The sequence below is a fragment of the Marinobacterium profundum genome, assembly GCF_001528745.1.
In the GTDB taxonomy this organism is placed as follows: Bacteria; Pseudomonadota; Gammaproteobacteria; order Pseudomonadales; family Balneatricaceae; genus Marinobacterium_A; species Marinobacterium_A profundum.
Map to the genome: position 1 here is coordinate 68,454 of NZ_BCNS01000124.1, position 26,223 is coordinate 94,676.

At 54.0% G+C, this 26,223-nt stretch carries 24 protein-coding genes; 9 read left to right on the forward strand and 15 right to left on the reverse strand.

Going from position 1 to position 26,223, the window contains the following annotated elements; genetic code table 11:
* Positions 1-146: 146 nt before the first annotated feature.
* The 3 genes from MPRO_RS13755 to MPRO_RS13765 all read right to left on the reverse strand — a co-directional run bounded on the left by MPRO_RS13755 (position 147) and on the right by MPRO_RS13765 (position 3,418).
* Positions 147-1,217, reverse strand: a complete 1,071-nt coding sequence (locus MPRO_RS13755; protein WP_067293684.1) for an AraC family transcriptional regulator — start codon at positions 1,215-1,217, stop codon at positions 147-149.
* A gap of 208 nt (positions 1,218-1,425) precedes the next feature.
* Positions 1,426-1,803, reverse strand: a complete 378-nt coding sequence (locus MPRO_RS13760) for a hypothetical protein (protein WP_067293552.1) — start codon at positions 1,801-1,803, stop codon at positions 1,426-1,428.
* 190 nt (positions 1,804-1,993) lie between these two features.
* On the reverse strand, positions 1,994-3,418 hold the full coding sequence (locus MPRO_RS13765; RefSeq protein ID WP_067293554.1) for an FAD-binding oxidoreductase: 1,425 nt from the start codon (positions 3,416-3,418) through the stop codon (positions 1,994-1,996).
* 196 nt (positions 3,419-3,614) lie between these two features.
* On the opposite strand from MPRO_RS13765, the gene MPRO_RS13770 reads away from it, so the two are divergent.
* The gene (locus MPRO_RS13770) at positions 3,615-3,854 is read left to right on the forward strand and encodes a thioredoxin domain-containing protein (RefSeq protein ID WP_067293558.1); all 240 of its coding nucleotides are present in this window, start codon (positions 3,615-3,617) and stop codon (positions 3,852-3,854) included.
* A 258-nt stretch (positions 3,855-4,112) separates the two neighbouring features.
* Here the strand turns inward: MPRO_RS13770 and nagA are convergent, their stop codons facing one another.
* From nagA to nagB, 3 genes are read right to left on the reverse strand one after another with little or no spacing between them, the layout of a single operon-like run.
* On the reverse strand, positions 4,113-5,255 hold the full coding sequence (nagA, locus tag MPRO_RS13775) for an N-acetylglucosamine-6-phosphate deacetylase (protein ID WP_067293561.1): 1,143 nt from the start codon (positions 5,253-5,255) through the stop codon (positions 4,113-4,115).
* Positions 5,255-6,154, reverse strand: coding sequence for a glucosamine kinase nucleotide-binding domain-containing protein (locus MPRO_RS13780; RefSeq protein WP_245635096.1), 900 nt, complete (start codon positions 6,152-6,154; stop codon positions 5,255-5,257). The genes nagA and MPRO_RS13780 overlap by 1 nt, the downstream gene beginning before the upstream one ends.
* A 54-nt stretch (positions 6,155-6,208) precedes the next feature.
* Positions 6,209-6,988: a glucosamine-6-phosphate deaminase gene (gene nagB / locus MPRO_RS13785; protein WP_067293564.1), complete on the reverse strand. Its 780-nt coding sequence runs from the start codon at positions 6,986-6,988 to the stop codon at positions 6,209-6,211.
* Positions 6,989-7,381: 393 nt separating this feature from the next.
* Between nagB and MPRO_RS13790 the strand changes: the two genes are divergently transcribed.
* The 8 genes from MPRO_RS13790 to MPRO_RS13825 all read left to right on the forward strand — a co-directional run bounded on the left by MPRO_RS13790 (position 7,382) and on the right by MPRO_RS13825 (position 17,256).
* Positions 7,382-8,656: an ABC transporter substrate-binding protein gene (locus MPRO_RS13790; RefSeq protein WP_067293567.1), complete on the forward strand. Its 1,275-nt coding sequence runs from the start codon at positions 7,382-7,384 to the stop codon at positions 8,654-8,656.
* Between the two features lie 104 nt (positions 8,657-8,760).
* Entirely contained in the window at positions 8,761-9,693 is a 933-nt protein-coding gene (locus MPRO_RS13795) for a carbohydrate ABC transporter permease (RefSeq protein WP_067293570.1), read from the forward strand.
* A gap of 12 nt (positions 9,694-9,705) precedes the next feature.
* Positions 9,706-10,554, forward strand: coding sequence for a carbohydrate ABC transporter permease (locus tag MPRO_RS13800; RefSeq protein ID WP_067293571.1), 849 nt, complete (start codon positions 9,706-9,708; stop codon positions 10,552-10,554).
* Positions 10,555-10,594: 40 nt separating this feature from the next.
* Positions 10,595-11,749, forward strand: a complete 1,155-nt coding sequence (locus MPRO_RS13805; RefSeq protein WP_067293573.1) for an ABC transporter ATP-binding protein — start codon at positions 10,595-10,597, stop codon at positions 11,747-11,749.
* Positions 11,750-11,809: 60 nt separating this feature from the next.
* Positions 11,810-12,592 (forward strand): GntR family transcriptional regulator, encoded by a 783-nt coding sequence (locus MPRO_RS13810; RefSeq protein ID WP_067293577.1) that lies wholly within the window; start codon positions 11,810-11,812, stop codon positions 12,590-12,592.
* 497 nt (positions 12,593-13,089) lie between these two features.
* Positions 13,090-13,551 carry a hypothetical protein gene (locus MPRO_RS25835; protein ID WP_067293580.1) on the forward strand — a complete coding sequence of 154 codons (462 nt, stop codon included), beginning with the start codon at positions 13,090-13,092 and terminating at the stop codon, positions 13,549-13,551.
* Positions 13,548-16,124 (forward strand): GH3 family acyl-acid amido synthetase, encoded by a 2,577-nt coding sequence (locus MPRO_RS13820; RefSeq protein ID WP_067293583.1) that lies wholly within the window; start codon positions 13,548-13,550, stop codon positions 16,122-16,124. The genes MPRO_RS25835 and MPRO_RS13820 overlap by 4 nt, the downstream gene beginning before the upstream one ends.
* The gene (locus MPRO_RS13825) at positions 16,111-17,256 is read left to right on the forward strand and encodes a mandelate racemase/muconate lactonizing enzyme family protein (protein WP_067293585.1); all 1,146 of its coding nucleotides are present in this window, start codon (positions 16,111-16,113) and stop codon (positions 17,254-17,256) included. The genes MPRO_RS13820 and MPRO_RS13825 overlap by 14 nt, the downstream gene beginning before the upstream one ends.
* A gap of 53 nt (positions 17,257-17,309) precedes the next feature.
* On the opposite strand, the gene MPRO_RS13830 is transcribed toward MPRO_RS13825, so the two are convergent.
* The 9 genes from MPRO_RS13830 to MPRO_RS13870 all read right to left on the reverse strand — a co-directional run bounded on the left by MPRO_RS13830 (position 17,310) and on the right by MPRO_RS13870 (position 26,093).
* The gene (locus MPRO_RS13830) at positions 17,310-17,876 is read right to left on the reverse strand and encodes a hypothetical protein (protein WP_158651819.1); all 567 of its coding nucleotides are present in this window, start codon (positions 17,874-17,876) and stop codon (positions 17,310-17,312) included.
* 364 nt (positions 17,877-18,240) lie between these two features.
* Entirely contained in the window at positions 18,241-18,648 is a 408-nt protein-coding gene (locus MPRO_RS25090; protein WP_082708765.1) for a GFA family protein, read from the reverse strand.
* Positions 18,649-18,755: 107 nt separating this feature from the next.
* On the reverse strand, positions 18,756-19,355 hold the full coding sequence (locus MPRO_RS13835; RefSeq protein WP_067293590.1) for a hypothetical protein: 600 nt from the start codon (positions 19,353-19,355) through the stop codon (positions 18,756-18,758).
* A gap of 911 nt (positions 19,356-20,266) precedes the next feature.
* Positions 20,267-20,671 carry a hypothetical protein gene (locus MPRO_RS13840; protein ID WP_158651820.1) on the reverse strand — a complete coding sequence of 135 codons (405 nt, stop codon included), beginning with the start codon at positions 20,669-20,671 and terminating at the stop codon, positions 20,267-20,269.
* Between the two features lie 1,608 nt (positions 20,672-22,279).
* Entirely contained in the window at positions 22,280-23,080 is an 801-nt protein-coding gene (locus tag MPRO_RS13850; RefSeq protein WP_067293598.1) for a metallophosphoesterase, read from the reverse strand.
* Positions 23,081-23,158: 78 nt separating this feature from the next.
* Entirely contained in the window at positions 23,159-23,491 is a 333-nt protein-coding gene (locus MPRO_RS13855) for a YnfA family protein (RefSeq protein WP_067293601.1), read from the reverse strand.
* Positions 23,492-24,235: 744 nt separating this feature from the next.
* Complete coding sequence (locus MPRO_RS13860) at positions 24,236-24,784, reverse strand: SRPBCC family protein (RefSeq protein ID WP_067293602.1); 549 nt, start codon at positions 24,782-24,784, stop codon at positions 24,236-24,238.
* A gap of 99 nt (positions 24,785-24,883) precedes the next feature.
* Positions 24,884-25,615 (reverse strand): EAL domain-containing protein, encoded by a 732-nt coding sequence (locus MPRO_RS13865; protein WP_067293605.1) that lies wholly within the window; start codon positions 25,613-25,615, stop codon positions 24,884-24,886.
* A gap of 46 nt (positions 25,616-25,661) precedes the next feature.
* Positions 25,662-26,093 (reverse strand): BLUF domain-containing protein, encoded by a 432-nt coding sequence (locus MPRO_RS13870; RefSeq protein ID WP_067293608.1) that lies wholly within the window; start codon positions 26,091-26,093, stop codon positions 25,662-25,664.
* Positions 26,094-26,223: the final 130 nt, after the last annotated feature.

Consider the following 26,223-nt stretch of genomic DNA (forward strand, 5'->3'; position numbering starts at 1 on the left):
GAGGTCTTCCTTGAGGGGCGGATGCCATTATAACTTATGCTCGCCCATTCTCGGACAGCCTCCTAGGTAGTGCGGTGCGGATGAGCCATGCAGACTGACCTTAAGCGTCACGAAAGCGCCTTCAACAGATGCGCGAAAACGCGGTATCAAGATGTAACAGAGCTGGGCTCGCCTGCCCCTGCGCGGTGGCTGTGGCGATAAACTGCCGGCGTCACGCCGCTCCATTTTCGAAAGGCGCGCACAAAGGCACTGGGCTCCGTAAAGCCGAGCATGGCCGCGACTTCCTGCACGCTGATATCGGGGTAGTTCAGGTATTCCTGGGCAGCGGCGAAGCGACTTTGGTCCTTCAGCGCCTGATAGGTCGTGCCCTCGCGCTCAAGTTGGCGCCGCAGAGTTCTGGATGACATGTGCAACGCGCTCGCCGCCGCAATGATGGTGGGGGGTGTTCGGCTAAAATCCCGCCCTATAAGGCCACGTACCTGGGCGCTGACCGAGCGATCACCGTTCACCATCACCATCAGCTGATAAGGTGCCGTGCGCAGGAAGCTGCGCAGGGTTTCAGCATTTTGCATCATCGGCATCTCAAGCTGCTCTGCCGGAAACACCAGGCAGTTTTCCGGGCCGTTAAACTCAAGCGGACACTGAAACAGGTTCTGGTAATCATTCAGATTAGGTTGTGGTGCGAAGGTAAAACCGACTTTTGCCAGCGGCAGACGATACCCCAGCATCCAGCTCATGAAGTGATGCCAGATCGACAGCGACGAGCGTATCAGCCCAGGGGTTTCATTGGATACCAGCCGCTTGACGGTATCGGCAGGCATGGAGTTGAGCGCCACGTAGCGAAACACGGCATTGCTGCCCTCGATATCAATATGGGGCTTGACCGTAGGCCCCTTGCAGATCTCGTAAAACTGGCTGCAGCGGCGTATCGCCTCGCCAAGCGTGGCACAGGTGATAACACTGAAACACATCATGCGAAAGGTGCCGTTGGGCATGCGCCCGCCACTGAGCATGCCAAAGGATTCGTCCTGCACCAGCCACATCATGCGCTGGTATAGCTGCCCAAACTGTTCGGCCGGGAAATCCTCCCGTCCCTCCAAATCGGCACGGGACAGCCCGATGGAACGCAGTAACGAGTTAACGTCATAGCCTTTTTGCTCGGCATGGATCAGCAAGCTATCAACGTAATCAATCGCAACGGCGTCAGACTTTGACATAAAGAAGGTGACCATATGCTTGTAACTGATTGAAAATATTACAGGCGAATCAGGTGCAGGTACAGTCTCGGGTGTTTCGAAAGAACGGCCGCCCAGGGGCGGCCGAAATCAACTCTGTGGCTTGGCAGATGAAGCGTGAACGCTTCATCACTGGGCCTTGCGTCGAGTATTTTGCTGGAACTAAGGCCCAATGCGAACAGTTAATGGCTCAGAGCATCACCTTGATTGTTGCCATATCTTCATCAGAAGGCTTGTGATTGAGTTGCAGCAGTATGCGCGTCAGAGTACGTATCTGCTCGCTGGTGCTGTCGTTTTCGAGCAGCTTTTCCAGCGCGGCGGCATCTTCGCTTTTAACCTTGTGTTCTGTCCTGGCCAGTGCCTGGGCGAGAACCTTCTCCCCTTCACTGCTGCCGGGATCCTCCGCAATTCTAAGTAATGATTTCTGTGCAGCCTCCGCAGGAAAATGATTGAAGTTGTAGAGAATGTTCGCAATCGTTCTGGCTCCAGGCGAATCTGCCAGGCTCATAGGCGCAACCAGGGCAGTCATGAGCAGCAGCACAAGCATGCGGATGTGTTTCAGATACATAAAAAATCTCCCTCAAAGCGTTTTCGCCCTGTCATTTAATCCTGCAGGGGGCCCTGTTTATCCGCAGCATAGCCGTTAAAAGGCGAGCATTGGTTTCCATTGTTATGCAGTTACAGCCACATGTGCACCTAAGTGTAGCCAAATCAGCCGGCTCTTGTTACGGCAGCCTTTTTGGACAGCCTGCGACGTTTTAGCCCACGGGCGGTATGTTCTGGTTCATGCGCAAAAGGTTGTCGGGATCATACTTCTGTTTGAGATTGGCCAGACGCTGGTGATTTGCACCATAGGCTGCGCCTACCCGGTACTGCTCGTCGGCAGTCATGAAGTTGACATACACGCCGCCCATGGCATGGGGCACCAGAGCATCAAACAACTGCCGACACCAATTAATACAGCGCTCATCATCTTTGACTGAGTTCCAGCGACCGTGAACGTTAATGATAAATTGATTCTCGCGGTGCGGATAAGCCGTCGCATCCACCGCCAGCCTGTTGGTCGCTCCCCCCATCTGTGCGATAAAGATCTCGGTCTGATCTGATGGCAGTTTCTGACAAAACTCAATCAGGGTATCGATAAGCGCGTCTGGCAGTGATGCGAGGTTATGGGACTTCCAGTAATTTCGCGCTCCTGGCGTTAACAGGGGATCAAAGGCAGACTGCCAATCCACGAATGGTTGGCGGCCCACATGCTCTCCCAATGGCGTACCCAGCCTGCGCAGTGGATCAATGAAAGCTTCAGCATCGTCCAGATTACCACTGTAGCAAAGCGCAAGTATCAGGACCTCGGTTCCATGTACCGTTTCGGGTAGAAACGGCAGCGGCGGTGCCTTTCGCATCACACCCCAAACGCTGAGGTTATCGGGAGCTTCTGCCGCGAAGTCCCCATACTGCTGCAGTACGTCACGGGCCTGACTCAGCGGGTATACAATCAGACCTGCCACCACTTCGGGTAAAACGGGCTGCAATGAAAACTCGAAGGCCGTGACGATACCAAAATTTCCGCCACCACCGCGCAGCGCCCAGAAAAGGTCGGGATTATCCTGCTCACTGGCCCGCAGTAGCCGACCATCGGTACCGACAACATCCGCTGATAGCAGGTGATCAATGGCCAGCCCGAAGCGCCGTGACAACCAGCCAAATCCCCCGCCAAGTGTCAGGCCCGCGATACCGGTGGTCGAATTAATGCCCAGCGGCACGACGAGCCCGTGGGCCAGGGTCTCTTGGTCAACATCACCCAGAAGCGCACCGGCACCAACCCAGGCCGTTGCGGCTGTCGGATCGACACGAACCCAGCGCATAGGCGCAAGATCGATCATAAGGCCGCCTTCGCAGACAGCGTTGCCGGCAATATTGTGACCACCTCCGCGGACCGAGATCAGCAAATTATTGTGTCTGGCAAAATCAATTGCCGCCCGCACATCGGCCGGTACGGCACAGCGAACTATCAGCCCTGGACGTTTGTCGATCATGGCATTCCAGAGCGTACGGGCCCAGTCGTAGTGTGCGGCATCAGTAGTGATTAATTCGCCGCGCAGGGATGCGGCGAAACTGTCGATGGTAGATGCATCCAGCTCAACGATACCGCCATCTAACTGGGTTAAGTGGTAACTAGACATAAACACCCCCTGAACGCTATTTGGTGCACATCCATGTCTGAAAAATAGGAGCCAGGCCGCAGGTGCGGCCAATTAAGTAAAGCTTAGTGCACCTTTACGCGTTGCAGGGCTCTATAGCTATGCGGGCATCGTTTGCCCGTGGTCGGTATCACTTTGCAGGGAAACACCTTAAGGCTTAAAGCCGGGAAACAGCATCATGAGAGTTCAGCTGCTCGTAACAAAAACGGATTTTTCAGTGGCCAATATAGAGAGAGAATTCCGGGATCTGGGGGTTGGTTATCAGGTTAATTACCTGGAAGACCATCCGGAACTGATCAGTCGTCATAATATTCGCCACTCACCCAATATTTTGATCGACGGTGAACTGGTGTTTCGGCACCAACCTACGGAGAACGAATTAAAGGCCTATTTCCAGCAAATGAAGCAGCGCCATTAGTCGGCTTTTATCGACTGTACTGCAGCGGGCAGATCCAAGATCTTGAGATCTGCCCATTGCCTCAGGAACGCAGTGTTGCACTCTGCGGTTGGAATTCACTAGCAGGCGCTCCCTATCTGTTGTTTAACCGAGCTTTTTACAGGTTAGATTCTCTCAGTAGATAACGGTATAAACCTATATGGTATTATCCATCGCTGATTTTTATCAGTTACCTAAGCCCCATCGCTAAGATGATTAAAAGCCCAACATAGGCGGCTATTAGTCTATATCGGCCTTCCCATCTATCCACGTCGGCCCTACTTCCAGCTGCTCGTTCAATAGCACCAGGCTCGCCTGGTAGCCTTTACGAATACGGCCATACCGATCCCCCAGGCGCAAAAACTCAGCTGGATAAAGTGACGCCATGCGAAGACTCTCCTCCAGCGACTGTCCAAGCAGGTTCACGCTGTTGCGTACCGCAGTAGCCATATCCAGATCCGATCCTGCCAGGGTGCCTTCAGGCGAGCTGACACGGCCGTTTTCCCGCACAATCGACTGACCGAGGAGTTCGAATTCACGGCCGCCTACCCCCACTGACTGAACCGCATCGGTTACCAGCATCATTTTACCGGCAGCTTTCGCGCGCAGGGCGATCCGCAGCGTTGCGGCATGTACATGGTGATTATCTACAATCAGGCCACACCAACTATTGGTATCTTCCAGCGCTGCCCCTACAACGCCGGGCTCACGGCTGGTGAGTGGCGTCATGGCATTAAACAGATGGGTAAAACCGCTCACCCCCTGGCGCAGTGCTTCGGTCATCTGGGCATAGCTCGACTGCGTATGTCCTGCAGCAACCACAATACCTGCCTCAACAAGATGGCGGATAAACCCGGGGCTTACCTGCTCCGGCGCCAGCGTCACCAGCGTGACCCCTTCTGAATTCAGGCTGCTCAGCAGCGCCAGAGCATCATCTTCTGGCGAGCGAATCATGCTGGCGGGATGAATACCCTTGCGTTGCAAGTTGAGGAAGGGCCCTTCCAGATGAATACCCAGTACACCCGGCACGCTGACAAGCGCCTCCCGGGTGGCACTCAGTGCAGCCGTCATGACTTCGCGCTTGTCACTGATCAGAGTTGGCAGAAAGCCGGTGGTGCCAAAGCGCCTATGGGCACGGCCTATTGCCCGAATGCCATCGACATCCGGACTGTCGTTAAAGAGCACACCACCGCCGCCATTCACCTGGGTATCAATAAAACCCGGCGCCAGTAACTGACCGCCAAGATCCAGAGTGCTGATACCCGAGGGCAGCTGTTCGGGGCTTGTGAGCGCTTCAATACGCCCGTCTCGCACCCACAGAGCACGGCCGTCAAGCATCTGTTCGCCATCAAAGATGCGGCCATTGATTAACGCATACTGCATCAGGATTTCCTCACATTTAACAGGCCACGGGCCAGCAACAGGGCACCATCCATTGCATCACCAACAGGCGCACAGAGTAACGGCAGCAGCACTGTCGGCAGCCAGGGCCGCAATGGCTCACTCAAGCCCCCCATCAGGCAAACCCGCTGGGCACCGAGACGCTGCAATCGTCCCAGCAGTGCGCCGGCGTCTTCGCCGCACTGCTGCAACAGACGCAGCGCCAGCGGATCCAGATCAGCGGCAAACTGCAGCACCAGCGGCGCAAAGGCACCGTAGTCCCGCGGCCGCGCCTGTTCGGACCAGTCCAGCACCTGGCTGTGGCTGTTGCCGAAGCCCGCCAGCACGGCCTTGCTCAGCGGTGTTTGTTCGATAACAGCGTCCAGGGCCAGCATCGACTCGCGCACCAGGTTCAGCCCCAGCCAGGCACCGCTACCCTGATCCGAGATCATAAAACCCCAGCCGCCGATAACGTCGAATTGGCCGGCATTCTGATAAACCCCGCAGGAACCGGTGCCCAGAATCAGTATGCCGCCGGCTTCACCGCCGTGCGCACCCAGGCAGGCGGTATGGGCATCGGTTTCGATGGCCACACCGGCAAAGGGATGGGGGAAGTCGCGTACCGAGGCCCGGCGCGCTTCATCCACGGCACCCGCCAGACCAAAGCCTGCATAGGTGCGCGGCAACACCGACCTGTCGAGCCCGGCTTGATGGAGGGCAACGTCGGTTGCCTTGAGGATCTCGGCGTAAGCCTTGTCCACGCCCAGGCGCACATTGGCACTGCCCGAGCGCCCTTCGCCCAGTATCTGTCCCTCTATGGTGCTCAGGCGCACCCGGCAGGAAGTGCCGCCGCCGTCCGCGCCGAGCAGGTAAACCGCGTTATCGTTCATGCTCTTTGCCATGCCCTCTGATCCGTTATTAAACCGCTGTTACGCCACACCCATAAGCCATGTCCGCTAGCGGGCTCTAAGCTGGTCGGTTTCTTCACGTACACGCTGGTAATACTCGCAGTGTTCCAGCCGCGCGCCGGCGGCTCGATCCACAATCACCACTGCGCAAGGATGCAACTGCAGCGCAGACGCAGGACAGCTGGCCGTGACGGGCCCTTCTACCATTGCATGCACCGCTTCGGCCTTGGCGTCTCCCGTTGCCAGCAGCAGGGTCTTGCGTGAGCGCAGAATTGTACCTATGCCCATGGTGATTGCCAGACTGGGCTGAAACTCATCGGCAGCAAAGAAGCGACTGTTATCTACCAGGGTCTGAGGCGCCAGAGTCTTTATCCGGGTGCCTGAGCCCAGGCTTGAGCTCGGCTCGTTAAAGCCAATATGACCATTGCGGCCTATACCCAGCACCTGCAGATCAATGCCGCCCGCAGCTGCTATCTGTGCTTCGTAAGCCTCACCAGCGGTCTGCGGGTCCGCCATGCCATCCGGCACCCAGGTATTTTCCAGCGCAATATCGATCTGACTGAACAGGTACTGATTCATAAAATAGCGATAGCTCTGGGGGTGCTCCGGCGCCAGGCCGACATATTCGTCCAGATTGAACGAACGGGCGCCGGCAAAGCTCAGGCTGCCACTGCGGTAGCGCCGCACAAGTTCTTCATAAAGTGCAATGGGTGTATTTCCGGTGGCGAGCCCCAGTACCGCACTGGGCCTGGTGTGCATCAAGCTACTTAGCTGATCGGCACCCAGACGCGCCACCTCCTGCGCTGAATCAGCAATGATTACCTGCATAGCATTCCTCCAGCCCCGGGGGGCTCTTATTGGCATTGTTGTTAGAGCTGCTTCGTTTAACTGCGTTGCACCCTGCCTGATTGCGGATCAGCCTGCGCTTCGCCCCTCGCGTGACCTGCAGCCTGCACTTAAGTCCACCAGCTCGATAACGAAAGCAATACCACAACAATACCATTATTTTTCCTTGACGCAACAATAAAGACCATTAGCTCTTAGAAAAGCCTGAAGTCGGACAACAAATAACCATTAAACGCATTATATTTATTAAGTGGTATTGCCATTGGCATTGCTAATGGTCTACATTGGTATCACCTGAGCGGCCACCACCTCTGTAGAGGTAGCGACCACTCCAATACAAGGCTCTTGCAACACTAAACCCGGAGAACAATAACAATGAGCACACCCATCAAAGCTATCGCAACAGGGCTTGGCGGCCTGTCCCTTGGTCTCCTGCTGGCCACCAGCTCAGTCGGTGTCTGGTCAGCTGAAAAGCTGGTAATAGAAAGCTGGCGCAACGATGACAGCAATATCTGGAACGACATCATCATCCCTGCCTTTAATCAGCAGCACCCGGAAATAAAACTGGTGTTCTCCCCCACGCCCCCGAGTGACTACAACTCGGCGCTGCAGGCCAAGCTGCAGGGCGGCACCGCCGGTGACCTGATCACCTGCCGCCCCTTTGATGTATCACTCAGCCTCTATACCAAGGGCAACCTCGAGGGCCTCAGCGGCCTTGCCGGTATGGAAAATTTCTCCGAATTTGCCCGCAGCGCCTGGGTGACCGACGACGGCAAGGAAACCTTCTGCCTGCCCATGGCTTCGGTTATTCACGGCTTTATCTATAACAAGGAGCTGTTTGAGGAGCTGAACCTGGAAGTGCCCAAAACCGAAAGTGAGTTCTTCGAGGTGCTCGACACCATCAAGAGCGAGAGCCGTTACATACCGCTCGTTATGGGCACCTCGGATCAGTGGGAATCGGCCACCATGGGCTTTCAGAATATTGGCCCCAACTACTGGAAAGGTGAAGCCGGACGCCGCGGCCTTATCGATGGCAGCGAGAAATTGACCGACCCGCAGTACGTGCAGGTATGGGAGCAAATGGCCAAGTGGGGCCCCTATATGGGTCGCGGCTACGAGGCGCAGAAATATGCCGATTCCCAGAATCTGTTTACCCTGGGCCGTGGCGTTATTTATCCTGCGGGCTCCTGGGATATTCCGACCTTTAATGACCAGGCCGACTTCGAGTTCGCCGCCTTCGCCCCACCGGTGCCGGATGGCCAGGAGAACTGCTACATCAGCGATCACACCGACATCGCCATGGGCATTAATGCCGCCAGCCCCAACAAGGAAGCGGCCCGTACCTTCCTGAGCTGGATGGCGAGCAAAGACTTTGCCGAGCTCTATTCCAACCAGCTACCGGGCTTCTTCTCGCTGTCCAATCACCAGATCGATATCAAGGACCCTGTGGCACAGCAGTTCCTCAGCTGGCGCGAGAGTTGCGAGCAGACTATTCGCAATTCCTACCAGATTCTGTCCCGCGGCACGCCCAGCATGGAGAACGAGCTCTGGAACGTCAGCACCCAGGTGCTTAACGGCACCCTGAGCGCAGAGGATGCGGCCAAGCAGGTCGAGGCAGGTTTGGCCCAGTGGTACAAGCCGCACCAGTAAAGATTCCTCGGGGCTTGCCAGCAACGGCGAGCCCCACACAGCAAGGATGCACCCTGGCGACCGGCTATCTACAAAAAGCAAATCCTCAAGGCGGGTACTGAACCATGTCTCACCCCAGCTCCATCCAGCGCCGCTTTCCGTGGCACATTCTGTTCTTTCTGGCCCCGGGCCTGCTGATCTACGTGACCTTCAGCGTGTATCCGCTGCTCGACACCCTCTGGCTCGGCCTTTTCCAGGAAGACGCAACCGGCCAGCGTTTCTTCGCCGGTATCAGCAACTACCAGACCCTGCTGCTGGATGCCGCCTGGTCCGAGCCGTTCTGGAACGCGCTCTGGAACAACACCAAGTTCTTTATCATTCACATGCTGGTACAGAACCCCATCGGGCTCTTTCTGGCCGCCCTGCTCAGCTCGCCACGACTGCGCCTGAGCAATACCTATCGCACCCTGATCTTCATGCCCACCATGCTGTCGGTAGTAATTATCGGCTTCGTCTGGCAGCTGCTGTTGAGCCCAATCTGGGGCATCAGCGAAGGCTTTCTGTACAGCATTGGCCTGGGGCAGTATTTCGATGCCTGGCTGGGCAAGGAATCCAGCTCGCTCATAACGCTGGCGCTGATTTCGGTGTGGCAGTTCGTCGGCATTCCGATGATGCTTATCTACGCCGCCATGCTGAGCATTCCGGATGACCTGATCGATGCCAGCGTGGTAGACGGCTCCAACGCCTGGCAGACCTTCTGGAACATCAAGCTGCCACTGATACTGCCCACCATCGGCATGGTATCGATCCTGACCTTCGTGGCCAACTTCAATGCCTTTGAGCTGGTCTACGCCGTGAAGGGCGCCCTGGCGGGCCCCAACTTCTCCAGCGACATCATGGGCACGCTGTTTTACCGCACCTTCTTCGGCTTCCAGCTGCAATCGGGCAGCATCACCATGGGGGCTGCGGTAGCAACACTGATGTTCCTGATCATTCTGGTGGGTGTGATGCTGTATCTGTTCGTTGTACAGCGTCGCATGAAACGCTTTCAGCTCTGAGGGGTAACAACAATGATTAGCCTGCCCGGCCTCAAACATAACACCGGCAAGACCCTCATGACCCATGCGGTTCTGCTGACCTACACCGTGATCGCGCTCTTCCCGATTCTGGTGATCATCATCAACGCCTTCAAGAGCCGCAAGGCCATCTTCAAGGACCCGCTGGCCCTGCCTACGCTGGAGTCGTTCAGCCTGGAAGGCTTCGAGCAGGTGCTTGGGCGCGCCGACTTCGGCCTCTATTTTGGCAACAGCATGATCGTGACCCTGGTCTCGCTGTTCTTCGTACTGCTGTTCGGCGCCATGGCGGCCTGGGCACTGACGGAGTACAAGTTTCGCGGCAACCTCTTTCTGGCGGTCCTGATCGCCATGGGCATCATGATTCCCATCCGCCTGGGCACCGTGAGCATCCTTAACCTTATGGCGAGCCTGGACCTGGTCAACACCCTCACCGCCCTGGTACTGGTGTATATCGCCCAGGGGCTGCCGCTGGCGGTGTTCATCCTGTCGGAGTTTATCCGCCAGGTGCCCAAGGAGCTGAAGGAAGCAGCGCGCTGCGACAACGTCAGCGAGTACAAGATCTTCTTCACCATTATCCTGCCGCTGATCCGCCCGGCCATGGCCACGGTGGCCGTGTTCACCATGATCCCGATCTGGAACGATCTCTGGTTCCCGCTGATCCTGGCGCCCGGCGAAAGCACCCAGACCATTACCCTTGGCGTGCAGCAGTTTATCGGCCAGTACGTGACCGACTGGAACGCGGTGTTGTCATCCCTGACGCTCGCCATAGTACCGGTGCTGGTGCTCTACGTGATTTTCTCCCGTCAGCTGATTCGCGGCCTCACCTCCGGGGCTGTGAAGTGATACGGGCAATACAGACACACAAGAATAAACGAGGTTAATCATGGCTGACGTTAAACTAAGCAACATCAAGAAAAGCTACGGCGATACACCGGTTCTGCACGGTATCGACCTGGACATCAAGCACGGCGAGTTCGTGGTACTGGTCGGCGCCTCCGGCTGCGGCAAATCTACCCTGCTGCGCCTGATTGCGGGCCTGGAAGATATCAGCAGCGGCGAGCTCTGTATCGGCGAACAGCAGGTTAACAGCCTGCCACCGTCGCAGCGTGGTATCGCCATGGTGTTTCAGTCCTACGCGCTCTACCCCCATATGACGGTGTTCAAGAACATGTCCTATGGCCTCAAGATTGCAGGCAAGGGCAAAGACTTTATCGACGCCAAGGTGCGCGACGCCGCCAAGATACTGCATATCGATCACCTGCTGGAGCGCCTGCCCCGCGAGCTCTCCGGTGGTCAGCGCCAGCGTGTCGCCATTGGCCGCGCCATAGTGCGCGACCCCAATGTATTCTTGTTCGATGAGCCACTGTCAAACCTGGATGCTGCGCTGCGGGTAAAAACCCGGGTCGAGATCGGCAAGCTGCACAAAGAACTCGGCGCCACCATCATCTATGTAACCCACGATCAGGTGGAAGCCATGACGCTGGGCGACAAGATAGTCGTCATGAACCAGGGCCGGGTCGAACAGTGCGGCACTCCGCTGGAACTTTACCAGCATCCCGCCACCCGCTTTGTAGGCGGCTTTATCGGCTCGCCCAAGATGAACTTTATCGAGGGCAAGGTTGCGGCAATAAGCCCCGAGCATATCGAGATTCAGCTCAGCAATGGCTGTCGCAGCCGTGCCTGTGTTGAGGCCGGCGATCTCAAGATCGGCGACGCTGTCACCCTGGGCGTGCGGCCCGAACACATCGAAGAGCGCAGCGACGCCGGCACCCCGCTCAGTGGTGAGGTTAGTCTGGTGGAGCGCCTGGGCGAGGCCAGCTTTATCTACATGACCCTGAGCGATGACACCGAGATGGTTGTACGCGGCAGCGGCGAGAGCACCGTTACCACTTGCGAGCATATAGAGGTATCCTTCGCCCCCCATAACGCCCACGTGTTTGACAGCAACGACCGTGCGCTGCGCAGACTCAAGCCCGGCAATGTGCATTCAACCGCACAGCTGGCAGAGCTCAAGGCCGTGGGTCAGGAAGCACTTTAAGGAATCCGCCCGTGCCTATCTGCAGATAGGCGCGGGCTTTGTTGCGGTACAGGATCAGCCATGGACAAGACAGACAGCCTCATTCACAGCATCTTCGACGCCCCCGTGGAAAGCTCGCGGGTCGCCAAACCTTTGTATCTGCAACTGCAGCAACGCATCCGCGATGCCATTCACAATGGCCAGCTGCAATATGGCGAGGCCATACCGCCGGAGCGGGAAATCGCCAGCAGCATGAACGTCTCCCGCGTGACTGTGCGACGCGCCATTGATGACCTGGTCACCGAGGGCCTGCTGGTGCAGCGCCAGGGCGTGGGTACCTTTGTCAGCGATCGCGTGGAGCAGCCGCTGAATTTTCTCAAAAGCTTTTCCGAAGTCATGCGCGAGCGTGGTCGCAACCCAGGTTCCAAATGGCTCGACCGCTCCCTGGGCCTGGCCAGTGACGAGGAACAGCGGGCGCTAAAGCTGGGCCCTGATGACGAGGTGGTGCGCTTTCATCGCCTGCGCACCGTAGACGATCAACCCATGGGGCTTGAAATGGCCGCCATTCCACGCCGCTTTCTCGACAACCCCTTCGCCATCAAGGATTCGCTCTATCAGGTGATGTCGGAACTGGGCCTGCGCCCGGTCAAGGCACTGCAGCGGCTGCGCGCCATCTCCATCGACGAAACCCGCGCCGCCCACCTCGGCATCCCCGTCAACAGCGCCGTACTCTATATCGAGCGTCTGGGCCTGCTGGCCGACGATACCCCGGTGGAATTCACCCGTTCCTGGTTTCCAGGTGATGCCTACGATTTTGTCGCCGAGATACGTAATCCGGATGGCGTGCCGGTGGAAAGCTTGTAACCGTATTAGGGTTTGGTGCATGCGCTGAGGACACTATCAGCGATGGGAAGGCGGGAATATATCGGAGACTGAGCCGATAGCGATATTGCGGGGGATTTGTAGGTTGGGTGAAAACCCTAAGGGTTGTAACCCAAGAACGGGGTTGTACCGCGTCATTCCAAGATTGCCCGACTCAGGAAGTGTTACCGGTGTCGGATAATCCTGGTTTCGCCCTCTGGGGCGAGCCTCCTATGCGGGGTCTTCGGTGACCCGCCAGGATCCGTAAATTGATATACACCTGAACGCATGGAGTCACTCAACACCTCACGGCCAACAGTCACCAAAGCACACTTCCCAGTTCTGTACTCGTACCTGTACGAACAACACCATGGAAAGCTTCATTCAGCCCTGCACTTCTAGCAGCGGCAAGTAGCATTTATTGATACTTGCTGGCGCGAATTCGTCCACTATTTCCATACCTGTTGCGGTAAATACTACTCTTCGCCAAGAATGGCCGCATGCAGCCACTCCCCCACAAGACCTTCCTGAACGCCAGAGCCGCCCAGCCCCTGATAATACTGACGGGCCTGTTTGCGCTGCGCGTGCTTGCACAGCCTCTGTCCCTGGTGATTGACCATGCACTACTGCCAGGGTGGGACAGCTGGCAGTCGGGTGTACTCGGCTATCCGCTTTTACTGAGCTGTCAGCTGTTGATTTTAATTGTGATGGGGCGCGTGAGCTGGCAGCTGCGGTGCGGGCTTAGCCTGCAGCGGCCCAGGCTGGGTCGTTTTCTGCTGGCCACAGGCGGCATCTATTTTGTGGCGATGCTGATCCGCGCCATGGTTGGGCTTATATGGCTTCCGTTACACCCCTGGTTCGGGAAACCCCTTCCCACCTTCTTTCACCTGCTGCTGGCCACCTGGCTGCTCTATCTGGGAATGACTCACCTGCGCTCAACGTCAAGGAGTTCGAAAACATGATCAAAACAAGTCGGCGACTTGTGGCTTTGTTACTGTTTCCGCTCACACTCTGCCTTGGGATCGCGACTCATCTGGTGTTGCTGAACATTGGCTATGGGGTAAATATTGCCACCTTCGTGCCCATTGTCTGCGGCGCGGCGCTTATCGCCGCCATGGAGTGGCTGGTACCGGCACGCCGCATCTGGTGGCCATCAGCAAAAGAACTGAAAACCGACTGCCAGTTCATGGCGCTGGTGCAGGTCGTACTGCCACCATTGGCAGGTTTTGCCGTACTGCTAACGCTGGTGACCCCAATCCAGGCGATGGCACCTGAATTCGCCCACCTGTGGCCTTCCGAGGCTCCGCTGCTGGCCCAGTTGGTGCTGTTCCTGTTGATCGCTGATTTCAACGCCTACCTGCTGCACCGGGCAGCCCATCGCGTGCCCTGGTTATGGAAATTGCATCAGGTTCATCACTCCCCGCGCAGGCTCTACTTTCTTAACGTGGGCCGTTTCCATCCGCTGGAGAAAATACTGCAAATACTCCTCAACACATCCCCCCTTATTCTGCTTGGGGCTGGCACCGAGGTCATCTCAGTCTATTTTGTGTTCTACGCCCTCCACGGCTTCCTGCAACACTGCAATGTAGACGTACGTCTGGGCCCGCTGAATTACATCTTCAGTGGTCCCGAGCTGCATCGCTGGCATCATTCGGCTAACCCCGAGATTTCCGGGCATAACTTTGGCAACAACCTGATCCTGTGGGATATGGTGTTTGGTACCCGCTACCTGCCGGATAACCGGCGTGTGGTCCGGCTTGGCCTGACAAACCCTCACCCGGCACAGGATTTCAGCACCCTGCTGCGACTGCCGTTCACTTCAAAATCTGCCACTTGTGGCTCCTTGCCGCGCCTGCTGATGTCCCTGGTGTTACGCCTGGTGAACTGGCACAACAGCCGTGACTGGGCCGCACGCAAATGGCATCCGCGCCGCGCGCAGGAACGTACACTGCGAAAAATCCTGCAGCAGAACCAGAATTGTCGTTACGGCCGGGAGCACCAATTCGCCGACATCAAAAGTATCGATGATTTTCGTAACCGCGTGCCCATCATTAACTATGAAGCAGTAAGGCCCTATATAGACCGTCACCTGCGTGAGGGCCGCGCTGAACTGACCCAGGCCCAGCCCCAATGCTATGCCAGAACCAGTGCAACCACCGGATCAGCCAAGCAGATTCCGTTAACCCGCTCAGGTCTGTTGGCATTGCGAATGCTGCAATGCCAATACCTTGCCACTGCCTGGACCATGGTGCCGGCTGCGTTCACCGGCTCACTGTTGTCATTCACCGGTGCAGCCCGGGAAGGCACCCTGACCAATGGCCAGCCCTTTGGCGCCATGACGGGTATTCTGTTCGATCGCCTGCCCGCGCGATTGCGGGCATATTCAGTGCTCAAACCCAGTATCTTTGAAATTGATGACTACGACCTTCGCAGCCGGACCATAGCACTGCTGGCATTGGCAGATCGCAACATCACCTGTATCACCGCCGCCAATCCAAGCTCATTGCTCCAGCTGTTACGGGTGCTGAAAGACAATGCCCAGTGCATCGCCAGAGCTCTGGTCACCGGGGATGCACGCGAGATACTTGCAAATAAAAACGCGCCTTTGCCCGATGATGTGCTCAGTGTTCCTGCGAATCCACAGCGGGCGGCTGAATTCCTCGAACTGGTCGCGGACGATCAACTGTCGTTCGCCAGGCTCTGGCCGAAAGTTGCCCTGCTCGCCACCTGGACAGGCGGCAGTTGCGGCATCACCCTGGGCAAACTGATGCCCTTAATGCCGGCTGATGTGCGGGTAACTGATCTGGGGTATGCCGCATCCGAATGCCGCGGTACCACACTGGTACCGAACACCGGTGACCCAGGACTACCGGTGCTGAAGTCAGTATTTTTTGAGTTTGCCGAGGTGGGCAAATGGGATTCAGGACAAAAAGACACTCTGCTCATCGATCAACTCAGCGAGGGCATCGATTACTACATCATTGTGACCACCGCCAACGGACTCTATCGCTACTTCATGAATGATGTGCTGCGCGTAACCGGCTACTACGGTGCCACGCCGCTACTAAAATTTATGCGCAAAGGCGCCGGGGTGACCAACATCACGGGGGAAAAGCTTGCGGAGGATCAGGTGATCGAAGCCATGCACAGAGCAGGACACAGCCGCAGCTTAGAACCTGCCTTTTACCTCTTTGTCGCCAACCTGGAGGCCGCCCGATACGATATTTACGTTGAGGGCATAGAAGGCACAGACGGCATAACAGGCTCAGAAGACGAAACCACCATCGACCTGGCGCAGGAGATCGACCGACAATTAAGCGCGCTCAATATCGAGTATGCCGCCAAACGGGGCAGCCACAGGCTTCTGCCGCCCAGAGTCATTCACCTTGCAGATGCAGCAGGCGAGGCGTACAAGCGTGCTGCGCTGGCCTGCGGGCAGCGCGAGACACAGTTCAAACCCAGGCTGCTGCTGGGCGAGTTGCCAAAACCCTTTCCCCTGCAGCCATTCCTGAGGCCTTTAGATGACACTGATTAGCACACTAGAACTGCGGGATTTGCGGATTCCCTTCACCACCGCCTTTCGCCACGCCAGTGCATCACGGGCTGAAACCGAATCGGTACTGGTTATCGCCAAGTCCCCGGCAGGCCTGGTGGGCGTTGGCGAATGTTGCCCACGCAATTACGTTACCGGTGAATCCATCGAATCGGTGCGCCGATTTTTCGAGGCCCATGCCAGAGACATTATTGGAACGGTTAACGATGTGCCTGCCCTCTTGCAGTGGGCGCTGGAACACAAGCAGGTCATAGATGCATCACCGGCTGCCTGGTGTGCGCTGGAACTTGCAGTGCTCGACCTGATTGGACGGCTACAAAAAAAATCCCTGGAAGCACTGCTGGGGTTGCCCGAGTTACAACGGCCACACCAGTACACAGCGGTGGTGGGCGACCAGTCACCGGCCAGCTTCGAAGCAACGCTGCGCCGCTACCAGGCGCTGAATTTCAGGGATTACAAAATAAAACTGTCCGGCAACCTGGCGCGGGATCAGTCCAAATGCCACATGCTGGAAGCGACGGGAATCAGATACTGTCGCGCCGATGCTAACAACCTGTGGCAGGACGCCAAAACGGCCAGCGCATACCTGCACAGCCTGGCCTTCGGTTTTGTCGCCATCGAGGAGCCGCTGCAAGCTAATGACATCGCCAGCCTGATCACCCTGGCTGATTCCCTGGAGACGCTGATCATTCTCGACGAAAGCCTGGTGCGCATAGAGCAACTGGATTCACTGCACGCGGCCAGTGATCATTTCTGGTTAAACCTGCGTGCCTCGAAGCTCGGCGGCCTGAGTCGCAGCATCGCTCTAATTGATAAAGCGCGGCAACTTAACCTGAAACTTATCGTCGGCGCCCAGGTAGGCGAAACAAGTATCCTTACCCGAGCGGGCCTGACCCTGAGTGAGTACGCCGGCGATCTTCTGCTGGCGCAGGAAGGCGCATTTGGCAGCCACCTGCTGCAATACGACATTGCCGATCCACAGCTTCAATTCAGTGCCGCAGGCAACCTGAGCATCCACAATCACTCTGTCTCGGCAAGCCCGGGTAACGGTCTGAATCTGTCTATGGAGCTTGTTCGTGCGGCGCCCATAATTGCGCAGCAAGGGCCCGCCTGAGCATTGATAAAACATATGGCTCAATCACTTCCTGCAACTTCGACTCTCGACACCTAGCGTATCCAGCGCTTGGCGTCGTCTATGTCCTTGGACGGCAATCCTTTCGTCAAGTCCTCAATCATGGAGTATGAACGGCAAAGCCGTACTTCCAGCGTATTTTCATTCTGCAAGGTTCCGTCTTCTTTCACCGGCCGATTATAATACCCAACAAAATACCTATCATCGACCTTTACCAGATTGCATGTACCCCAACTGGCGGTATCATTTCTTTTCGGCCAGAAACTAAAAAACATTTTTGAAGCGTCGCTAAACCCCGTCATTGTGTATTTTCGACCAACTTCAGACGCTGCAGGCCCTGCATACAGTCGACGTATATCCCCTTTAATTGTATTTCCAATCTGGCGGAAACGATAAAGATCTACCTTGGATACATTCTGGGTATTACTGTCAAAGATAACCAGAACCCACTTACCAGTGAGTGTATTTAATCGGTAAAGAGCCCATTTAAAAACCCATTTTAATGACTCATAGACAGCCGTAATAATCAAAGCAACAAATATTCCGGCCAAAGGATACTCTTTCAGCAAGGAATTAAGATTCGCTAAAATGCTATCCAACATATTGAAACCCTCACACCCTGAGCCCTGGCAGTACATGGCCACTAGCAGCCAACCAAACAGATCTCCATTTACTGAGAGTAGTAGGATGCCTGGCGACCCGCAACACGAGAGACCCAACGAGCAACCAGCACTTGAGGGACACGAATCCCCTGTAGCCTACATAATTCTCTGTATACGTTTGACCGGTCTTGCTCGCAGTCTCAAAAAAAACTGCTCCGCCACAGGCGCAACACGCGATACGGGTGGCCGGTTAAACCTTACCCGACAGGGACTTTCACCCTGCAAGATACATCAAGTTTCGCTTGACGCACTAACGCCAAAAGAAACGGCGGTGAAACCGTCCGCTTGCTTTCCTTGTTAAAAACTACTCTGGGAAGCCATTGAAATTATCAGCTTGCAAGCCTTGTTTGAGCCAACAGGCTTCTTCAGCGGTGAAAATATTGGCTTGCGGCTGTATATCAGGCAGCTTATTTAGTGAACCAGCAGGCACAATGAGTGACGTTTTAGTTTTGTTTATGAAGGGTACTGCCGATCCACATACTTTACAAAAGGACTTTGAAAACTCTCGTGAAGGGTGTTCATAGTTGGCGACACTGTCTCGCCCACTAAGCCACTCGATGTTGTCAGGATCGGTAAATAAATTAGATGCAAACGCAGAGCCCGTTAATTGCTGGCACTGTTTACAATGACATTGATAGAAAGCCTTGAATCTATTTTCTACAGAGAACTTTACTGTGCCACATAGGCACTCTCCGGTTAAATTATCTTCCATATCTCAAGTGCTCCGAGTTTTAACGCTTAGGTAATGGGCGCAAGCGCGCGTCAGCACGAAGCGTCCTTATTGTCTTGACTTGTTAGGTGGCTTGGGTAATGCGTTTTTCAGGCGAGGCTACCCGCTGCGCCCCAAACTAATAACACTGCAGCCAGCGCGGGGCTTAGTAGTAATATAAACATGTAAATACGACTAAGCCGCCTCGAGTAGCTTCGATTACCAATCATGAGAAAGTCTCTCAAGCCACCACTGCCACTCGGGCCTGGCCGATTACAAACCCACATTGTTAGCACAAAGACGAAAAAGAGAGGGCCAGTGAAACTCAGCAACAAGTTTAGAAACATAATCAAACCGCTCGGTCTCGCTGAATTTTCTCCACGACCAACGTCACCCAAGCCTGTATATAGCCTACCCCCTATGCCTTCATTAGCCCCAATGCCTTTGTACGTGAGAAACCGGTAATTCGATCCAACGAAAAGCGCCCATACGATAAATAGATGAACAGTAAGATCCGACAAGTGGATATTGAACGGGAATTCAATCAACCAATATTTAAGATCGGCTACAAAACTTGTGTAGCTATCTATAATGAACTTCGGGATTCCTTCGAACCCAATGTTCAGAAAATGGTTTGCAAGTTTAACCAGAGACAGTGCATTAGTTAAAGCTCCTACGGCGCCGCCTACCCAAAAAAGCTTCTTGCTCATTGTTGCCACCTAACGCCAAAATAACCCACGCCTACTGCGTCGGGTTGCTTGCCTTGTTGAACTAAGCCGCTGCGCGGCAGCTGGCGATACCGCCCCATCCCCAGCGAACTCATAAATACTTCTGAAGGGCACCCACTGTCGGGTGCCTGCCACCTCAGGAGTCATACCATCAACAGTATCGATCAACAACGCACCGATGTCCTGTATCAACGCCATGTCACCGCCCTCAGCCTGCAGGGCAAACGCCCCAAGACCATCGATGCCTATACCCCTGCCCTGTGGCGACTGTTTTGCGCTTTGTCGAGGGTCTTCAATCTCTTGGAGATGGCTGAGCAGAGAACGCTTTGATAGGGTATTCGCGCCTGACCTATGATGGAAATTCTCTGAATACCAGCCGGGCTAGTCGGTTGCAATAGAGAAGTAAGATCCGCGCTGCGCTGTGCAAAAAACGTTCATTCGTTTGCCCTGGTCCCTGGGGGCAATCGTGGATCTCTCAAGTTCCTGATCCATCTCTTCATGCATGCCACGGCTTAAGAACCCTGCTGGTTCGCCACACCTCACCTGATACGGTTGTTTTGCATGGACTTCGACTGCGTTACAAGCCTCGTCAACCAGACCATTATTACTGGAGCGATGCCAGCACGTCAGGAACACGGAATCCCCTGTGGCCTACATGATTCTCTGTGTACGCTTCACCTGTCTTGTTCGCAGCCTCGACATGAAACTGCTCCGCCTCAGGCGCAACACTCGATACGGGTGGCTGGTTAAACCTTACCCGACAGGGACTTCCACCCTGCAAGATGCATCAAGCTTCGCTTGACGCACTAACGCCTTTCTTCAACGGCCCAGCTTTGCTGGGTCCGCTGCAAGAATTTGTTATGTGCGCCGATAAACATTTCCACAAATCGGAACTAGCAAAGAAGCACACTTAGTGCTTTAGAAAATGAACTGACTGCAGCCAATACACCCACCCAAAAAGATAGATGCTCTAGATTCTCCCAATATTTTCCGAGCATGCGAAACCTGCCAAATGGGCCCCAAAGGTTCTTTTGAAAATATTCTAAGCTGCAGTCTAGTTCGACGAGAGTTCCAAGGATAACCCCTCCTGCAATTCCGGATATTACCCAGCTCAAAACCGATACCGCTGCTAGCCCTACGACGAATTGATCATCTAGTACCTCGCCTTGACCAATACCAATTAAAGCGATTACGCCGAACACCAGGCTTGCGTACAGTCCGACATGAAACTTCGTGTAGTCATACAGACGCTCGATTCGTACTTCATTATGTGGTTTATCTTCAGTTTCCTTGGTCATTTTATCCTCGGGAATTAAAGCACATAACATTTGTATCGTAGCCTCGGAGACCTATTTGCCTGAGGCCAGTATTTCCTGATAAATTTTCGTCAAAAATGGGCGCAAAGCCAGCCAGCATGATTCGCGCTCTTTTCTGTTAAATAGAACCACTATTTGTCTCAAAAGAGCTCAAAAACTGCCTTAAAACAGACTTTCTCTCGCTACGACCCGCCAAGCCCTACAGGCTGCTAGGTCGCATACCCACATTTTATGCCTCGACGTAATTTTTTGATTTTAAAGAAGTATTTTTATATTTTTGGCCACATGTCAAGATACTGGCCTGCAAGGCTGTTTATCCAGTCAGAGAACCCAAAGCGTATAAAAAACCACGCTACCGCCCTTCCTGTAACGGAATACCACCTGCGATATGGCCACAGGCCGAGTCAGGAGAACAGAAGTATAGGAAACATGGAGAGAATTCACCCAGCCTGGCTTCCGTTGCTCAGCTGACGATTGCGTTATTGACGATCAAAATCAGGCACCATTGCTCCGTCGGTGCTTCCAGTATCATGCCGAAATCAGCCGCAAGGCTCAAGGAGAAAGATGATTGGTGATTCACCATGAGAGAGTACCGGCCCACGGTGCTATTCAGCACCACCGGAATAACAGAGCGGCTTCGATCCCCTTCCAAACCGGATCAGCACACAAATACATCAGAACGGCTTATATTCCCCCTTATGAGCAGAAAATTGCTCCTGCATTTTCTGGCTACCGGCCATCCATGGCCGTATGCCGGCGAGCACTGGCGTCAGTGTGCGACCAGGCCCGCAGAGGCGAAGACAGGGACTGTCGAGCCGCAGATTAGGCACAGGATGTGCCGACTCCCCACCTTGAAGGCCGGCGCCCGCACAAAGGCGTCAGAGCGCAGCAAGAAGGCTTCATTGGGGGCGCCTTTCTTTGCACACGTCACCTTGTAGCAAGTCCTTGTCGCATAACAAGGAAAGTGGGCGCCGAGAGGCGAAATACAAACTCAACGACTCAACATCCGACATGGCGGTGCACCGCCGCTCGGTGCAATTCGCAGGATTATTGGCACCCTGCCAAGCCGTTGCCCGTTGCCCGCTGCCAAGCTTACAGAACGGCTCTTGAACCCCTTGTGAAGCCGGCGAGCACTGAGGTCATTCGACGATCAGGCCCGCAGGGGTGCAACAGGGACTGTTGCGCCTGCGACGCGGTACATGGATGTACCGTCGGCGGAGCCCGTCGAATGAGTTCAGAGCGCAGCGGAAAGGCTTCTTCGGGGGCGTGCTTTCTTTGCATACTTTCTTTGCACGAGCAAAGAAAGTATGTCGCCAACAGGCGAAACTCAAACTATCAGATAGCCGCGCAGCGTCCGTAACCACAGCGTTTCCGAGGCTTAGACCCGATAAGTCTCCAAAAACTGTTACCCATGTTATTGAATTGAACTGTTACCTATGAGGGTGAACTGTACCGAGAGGTGGCATACCACCAAATGGTGCAATTCGCAGGCTCATTGGCACCCTACGCAAACCAGTATCTCATCCCACCACCAGCACGCTCTCGTACGGCTTACGGCTTACGTCTTATAGCTTATGGCTTGCATTTCAGTCAGACAAAGACCAGCAGATTCGCGTTATAGCTGTGGGCACACTCGTTCCCGTAACCCCGCTGATTGCTGATCACGCGCGTTGCACCTATCTCGATATCGAAATTGTCGTGGGTATGGCCGTAACACCACAGATCAGGGGCATATTGGTGAATCAGCTGATCCAGGTCCTGGTTGAAATAGGGTGTCAGGTCACTGGGGTCAAAACGACGGTTGGCCAGCGACATGCTGGGCGCGAAATGGGTCACAGTCACGGTCTTCCCATTGAATGGGGTCGCCAGCTCCTGCGCCAGCCAGGCCTGATGCTGTTCACTCAGAACCTGGCAATCATCAGCCGTAAACACCCGCTTTTGGTAACCGATTACACGAAAGTCTTCAATCGTTTTTTGCGCCCGCAAACGGGCAATGGCCTGGCGCGCCTGACCATTGCCCAGAAAGCTGCTCCACAGGGTGCAGCCCAGGAATCGAACGCCTCCGATCACGACCGAGCCCATCTGCAGCACATGGATGCGGGGGTGGTTGACGAACCTTAACTTCAATGCCAACTCCGCAGCCTGGACATCGGCAATCCCATAGCCTTCGTGGTTGCCAGGAACATAGAGGATATGCGCGGCTGGAAACCCCTCGGACAGCTCCTGCAGGTAATCACCAACCTCCATGAGATTGGCAATGTCACCCGCCAGAACAATCACATCCGGATACTCTCTGGTACCCGGTATATGGCTCGCCATCATGCCCTTGGGCCAGCCCTGCAGTTCCAGGTGAAGGTCGCTGTGTAGCGCAATAGCCAGGGAGTCAGTCATAGATATGCTCTTGGGTAATCACGTTAAGCGCCGGCGGCAAGGCCTTGGGCTGTCTTTGAACGCAAGTTTGTGGTCATGTTATGCGCTGCGCGGGGCAAACATGATGATGGCCATCCCCACAAGTGCCACACCTGAACCAACAAAATCCCAGGTTGTTGGCCGAATGCCATCGACCACCCACAACCATAAAATGGCCATGAAAATATAGACACCACCATAGGCGGCATACACACGACCGGCAGCTTGCGGATGCAGCGAAAGCAACCAGGCAAAAGCCGCCAGGCATAGGGCCGCGGGAACCAATAGCCAGATTGATTTACCTTCACGCAACCAGAGATAGGGCAAGTAACAACCAACAATTTCAGCCAATGCTGTAGCGAAGAAAAGACTGACTGTTTTTAGTTCCAGCAAAAGACGCTACCTCTTGTGATCGAACTCCATGAGTGTCAGTCATCATGCCCACAACAGACTCTGGTTGGAAGGGAAAAGGCGCAGCGTTCGAGGTGCGAGGTGCGAGGTGCGAGGTGCGAGGTGCGAGGGGCGAGGGGCTAGATGAAAGAATCAAAAGCACCGAAAGCTGGTGCAACCCACCAGCATTTGGCGCCAGTTTGAGTAACATCTACGCAAATCATGGCCATTCGTGATTCGTGATTCGTCATGACTGCGTACCGGCCCACAGTGCAATTCGCACCACCGGGATAGCAGAACGGCTTTCATTCCCCCTTCTGAGCAGAAAATTGCTCCTGCATTTTCTGGCTACCGGCCATCCATGGCCGTATGCCGGCGAGTACTGGCGTCAGTGTGCGATCAGGCATGAAAGGTCGATGCAGGGACTGTATCGACGCCGATTAGCACATGGATGTGCACTTCTTACCTTGCAGGCCGCCCGCGCGCGCAAAAAATAACGCGCCAGCGAGGCGCAACCCCGGCCATCTAACCGCCTTGTAGCGTCCACCGGCACTGCAGACCAAAGGTCCATGAAGTCTCCCATGTCATTGCGCTGAGCTGTTACCTATGCGCATCAACTTCTCTACCAGGCAATTGCATCCCTTCTGCGGCCATACCGCCATAGCTGCGTACCACCACATGATGCAATTTGCAGACTTATCGCCACCCGACCAAAGCGCCCGCCAAGAAGTGATATTTCAGCAATATTTATACATCGCGAAAACGATGTTTAAACGCTTCGGCTCTGGCAGCCGCAAGATTGCCTGCACCAGAGTCTGTGAATACCCGCAGCAGACCATCGCTCAGCATATGAAGCATCTTGGCCAGCAGGTTGCTGTGGGAAACCGCGTAGATGTACGTGAAGTGCGTTTGCTCTTGTGGCTCGTCACGCCCAGTTGAGAGCAAAATAAATTCATGCTCGCAAATTTGCAGATGGGTGGGTTGGCTCAGCATCTTGACTTCTTTCTCTGCGCCTTTTGCTGTGCGAATCTTCGAACCCACCTTCAGCGGCCCCGTGACCGGCTCATAAAACGTGAAGCCAAACATCCAAAAATGCCAGCATTCGAACCTGTTGAGTTCGCCCCATACGGCATCGATAGGAGCCTCAACTAACGTGCTTGCTCTATATTCACTCTGTTTGTTGCCAAGATTTTTCAGGAACCCTCGAATGCTGTCTTCCCTGTGCGATAGAAAGATTCCGTAGATGGCGCTAACCAATACGCCAATGATCAGAGAATTCAATGCGGTCACTAACATCACAGGTGCTCCTTGCCTTGCCTTGCCTAACAACAGCATTTATTAACAAAAGTGAACGCTGGAGTCCGTAAACATTAGAGTCCACCCGCACTTTTTTTGTCAGACCATTAATGCCGGTTTAAATATCAACTCATCCTTCGTTAGCAAACACTCAAATGCGGGCTTTGCAAAATAATAGCCTTGATAAATATCTATTCCAATATTTTTCAACCAATTAAATTCAGCTTCTGTTTCAACACCTTCAGCCAAGATATCAATACCCAAATCCAGACATACATTATCCAAAGCCCTGACGATTGACTGCCGCGGACCATTTTCATTTATATTTCGAAGTAATGACATATCAATTTTTATAATATCTGGCTGTATATCCGCGAGCATATTTAACCCAGCATAGCCTGCCCCGAAATCATCGATAGCAATAACTACTTTTTCTTTACGAATTTTATTCAACACATCTGACAGTACATCTAAACTAGTAATGAATTCGTTTTCGGTGATCTCAATAACCAATTGTTTGGAAGAAAAGCCAAGCTCTTTTGCTTTAAATATAGTCTTCAAGACATTCGATCCGCCATCAAACAGAACCGAGCCTGGTGTAAAATTTAAATTTATAGAACAGTTTAGCCCTAATCGCGCGGCAAAAGTTAATGCTTTCTCACGATTGTATTGATCAAAATTGATCAGGTCTTTCTTTTTTACTTTATTGAATACAGAAAATGGCGGTTCGTTATTAATCCCTCTTAACAAAACTTCGTAAGAAATTATTTCGCCTTTCTCTATACTTACAATAGGCTGAAAGGCATGTGTGAACTCCATTTCCTCAAACATTAAGCATATCCCTAAAAATAATTAACTGAATGATAATGAACCCTTTCTAACTCAATCTCCACCTTCCTTTAGTGAACGCCTTGAGTAATTTTAATGACCGTCCAGCATCAATATTGTGCAAGCAGGATTGACCTTCGAAGAAGTCGTTCATTCCTTCGATTTGGTTAAGCTCACTCTTTGATAAGGGTGCATATCCCATGCTCCAGTCAGCGAAGTCTTTTTCAGGTATGGCTTCAAAAATTATTCTTACTATATTGCGATGTCTTTTATCTTTTGATATTTTAGAAAACAACTCTTGAATCTGAGTCTTTTCTCCTTCAAGAATTTGAAAAAAAGAACCCCTATCATAAAGAAGCATCCCGCTTACATTCAATTTATGATTGAATTCTCTGGCTTTTGATAACAACTCAAACATTTCCTCCTGACTAAAATCTCTTACGGCCTCACTGGCATATATTAGATGATATGTTTCATTCATGTCCCTTCATCCTTGTAAATATTTTCATTCCTGATCTAACAATTAAATTTAGTCGGTTTTGGTTCGTTTAGTGCGAAAAGCGAATAACTTTCAGGTGACCGCGTACCGACCAATAAATGTTGTTGAGATC

Coding starts and splice junctions, on each gene's coding strand:
- MPRO_RS13860 (WP_067293602.1), bottom strand. CDS start 24,784: ATGTTAGTGACCGCATTGAATTCTCTGATCATTGGCGTATTGGTTAGC.
- MPRO_RS13755 (WP_067293684.1), bottom strand. CDS start 1,217: ATGTCAAAGTCTGACGCCGTTGCGATTGATTACGTTGATAGCTTGCTG.
- MPRO_RS13810 (WP_067293577.1), top strand. CDS start 11,810: ATGGACAAGACAGACAGCCTCATTCACAGCATCTTCGACGCCCCCGTG.
- MPRO_RS13805 (WP_067293573.1), top strand. CDS start 10,595: ATGGCTGACGTTAAACTAAGCAACATCAAGAAAAGCTACGGCGATACA.
- MPRO_RS13820 (WP_067293583.1), top strand. CDS start 13,548: ATGATCAAAACAAGTCGGCGACTTGTGGCTTTGTTACTGTTTCCGCTC.
- MPRO_RS25090 (WP_082708765.1), bottom strand. CDS start 18,648: ATGGAAGATAATTTAACCGGAGAGTGCCTATGTGGCACAGTAAAGTTC.
- nagB (WP_067293564.1), bottom strand. CDS start 6,988: ATGCAGGTAATCATTGCTGATTCAGCGCAGGAGGTGGCGCGTCTGGGT.
- MPRO_RS13765 (WP_067293554.1), bottom strand. CDS start 3,418: ATGTCTAGTTACCACTTAACCCAGTTAGATGGCGGTATCGTTGAGCTG.
- MPRO_RS13865 (WP_067293605.1), bottom strand. CDS start 25,615: ATGTTTGAGGAAATGGAGTTCACACATGCCTTTCAGCCTATTGTAAGT.
- MPRO_RS13795 (WP_067293570.1), top strand. CDS start 8,761: ATGTCTCACCCCAGCTCCATCCAGCGCCGCTTTCCGTGGCACATTCTG.
- MPRO_RS13780 (WP_245635096.1), bottom strand. CDS start 6,154: ATGGCAAAGAGCATGAACGATAACGCGGTTTACCTGCTCGGCGCGGAC.
- MPRO_RS13760 (WP_067293552.1), bottom strand. CDS start 1,803: ATGTATCTGAAACACATCCGCATGCTTGTGCTGCTGCTCATGACTGCC.
- MPRO_RS13835 (WP_067293590.1), bottom strand. CDS start 19,355: ATGAGCAAGAAGCTTTTTTGGGTAGGCGGCGCCGTAGGAGCTTTAACT.
- MPRO_RS13850 (WP_067293598.1), bottom strand. CDS start 23,080: ATGACTGACTCCCTGGCTATTGCGCTACACAGCGACCTTCACCTGGAA.
- MPRO_RS13800 (WP_067293571.1), top strand. CDS start 9,706: ATGATTAGCCTGCCCGGCCTCAAACATAACACCGGCAAGACCCTCATG.
- MPRO_RS13825 (WP_067293585.1), top strand. CDS start 16,111: ATGACACTGATTAGCACACTAGAACTGCGGGATTTGCGGATTCCCTTC.
- MPRO_RS13840 (WP_158651820.1), bottom strand. CDS start 20,671: ATGACCAAGGAAACTGAAGATAAACCACATAATGAAGTACGAATCGAG.
- nagA (WP_067293561.1), bottom strand. CDS start 5,255: ATGCAGTATGCGTTAATCAATGGCCGCATCTTTGATGGCGAACAGATG.
- MPRO_RS13770 (WP_067293558.1), top strand. CDS start 3,615: ATGAGAGTTCAGCTGCTCGTAACAAAAACGGATTTTTCAGTGGCCAAT.
- MPRO_RS13870 (WP_067293608.1), bottom strand. CDS start 26,093: ATGAATGAAACATATCATCTAATATATGCCAGTGAGGCCGTAAGAGAT.
- MPRO_RS25835 (WP_067293580.1), top strand. CDS start 13,090: ATGCAGCCACTCCCCCACAAGACCTTCCTGAACGCCAGAGCCGCCCAG.
- MPRO_RS13790 (WP_067293567.1), top strand. CDS start 7,382: ATGAGCACACCCATCAAAGCTATCGCAACAGGGCTTGGCGGCCTGTCC.
- MPRO_RS13830 (WP_158651819.1), bottom strand. CDS start 17,876: ATGTTGGATAGCATTTTAGCGAATCTTAATTCCTTGCTGAAAGAGTAT.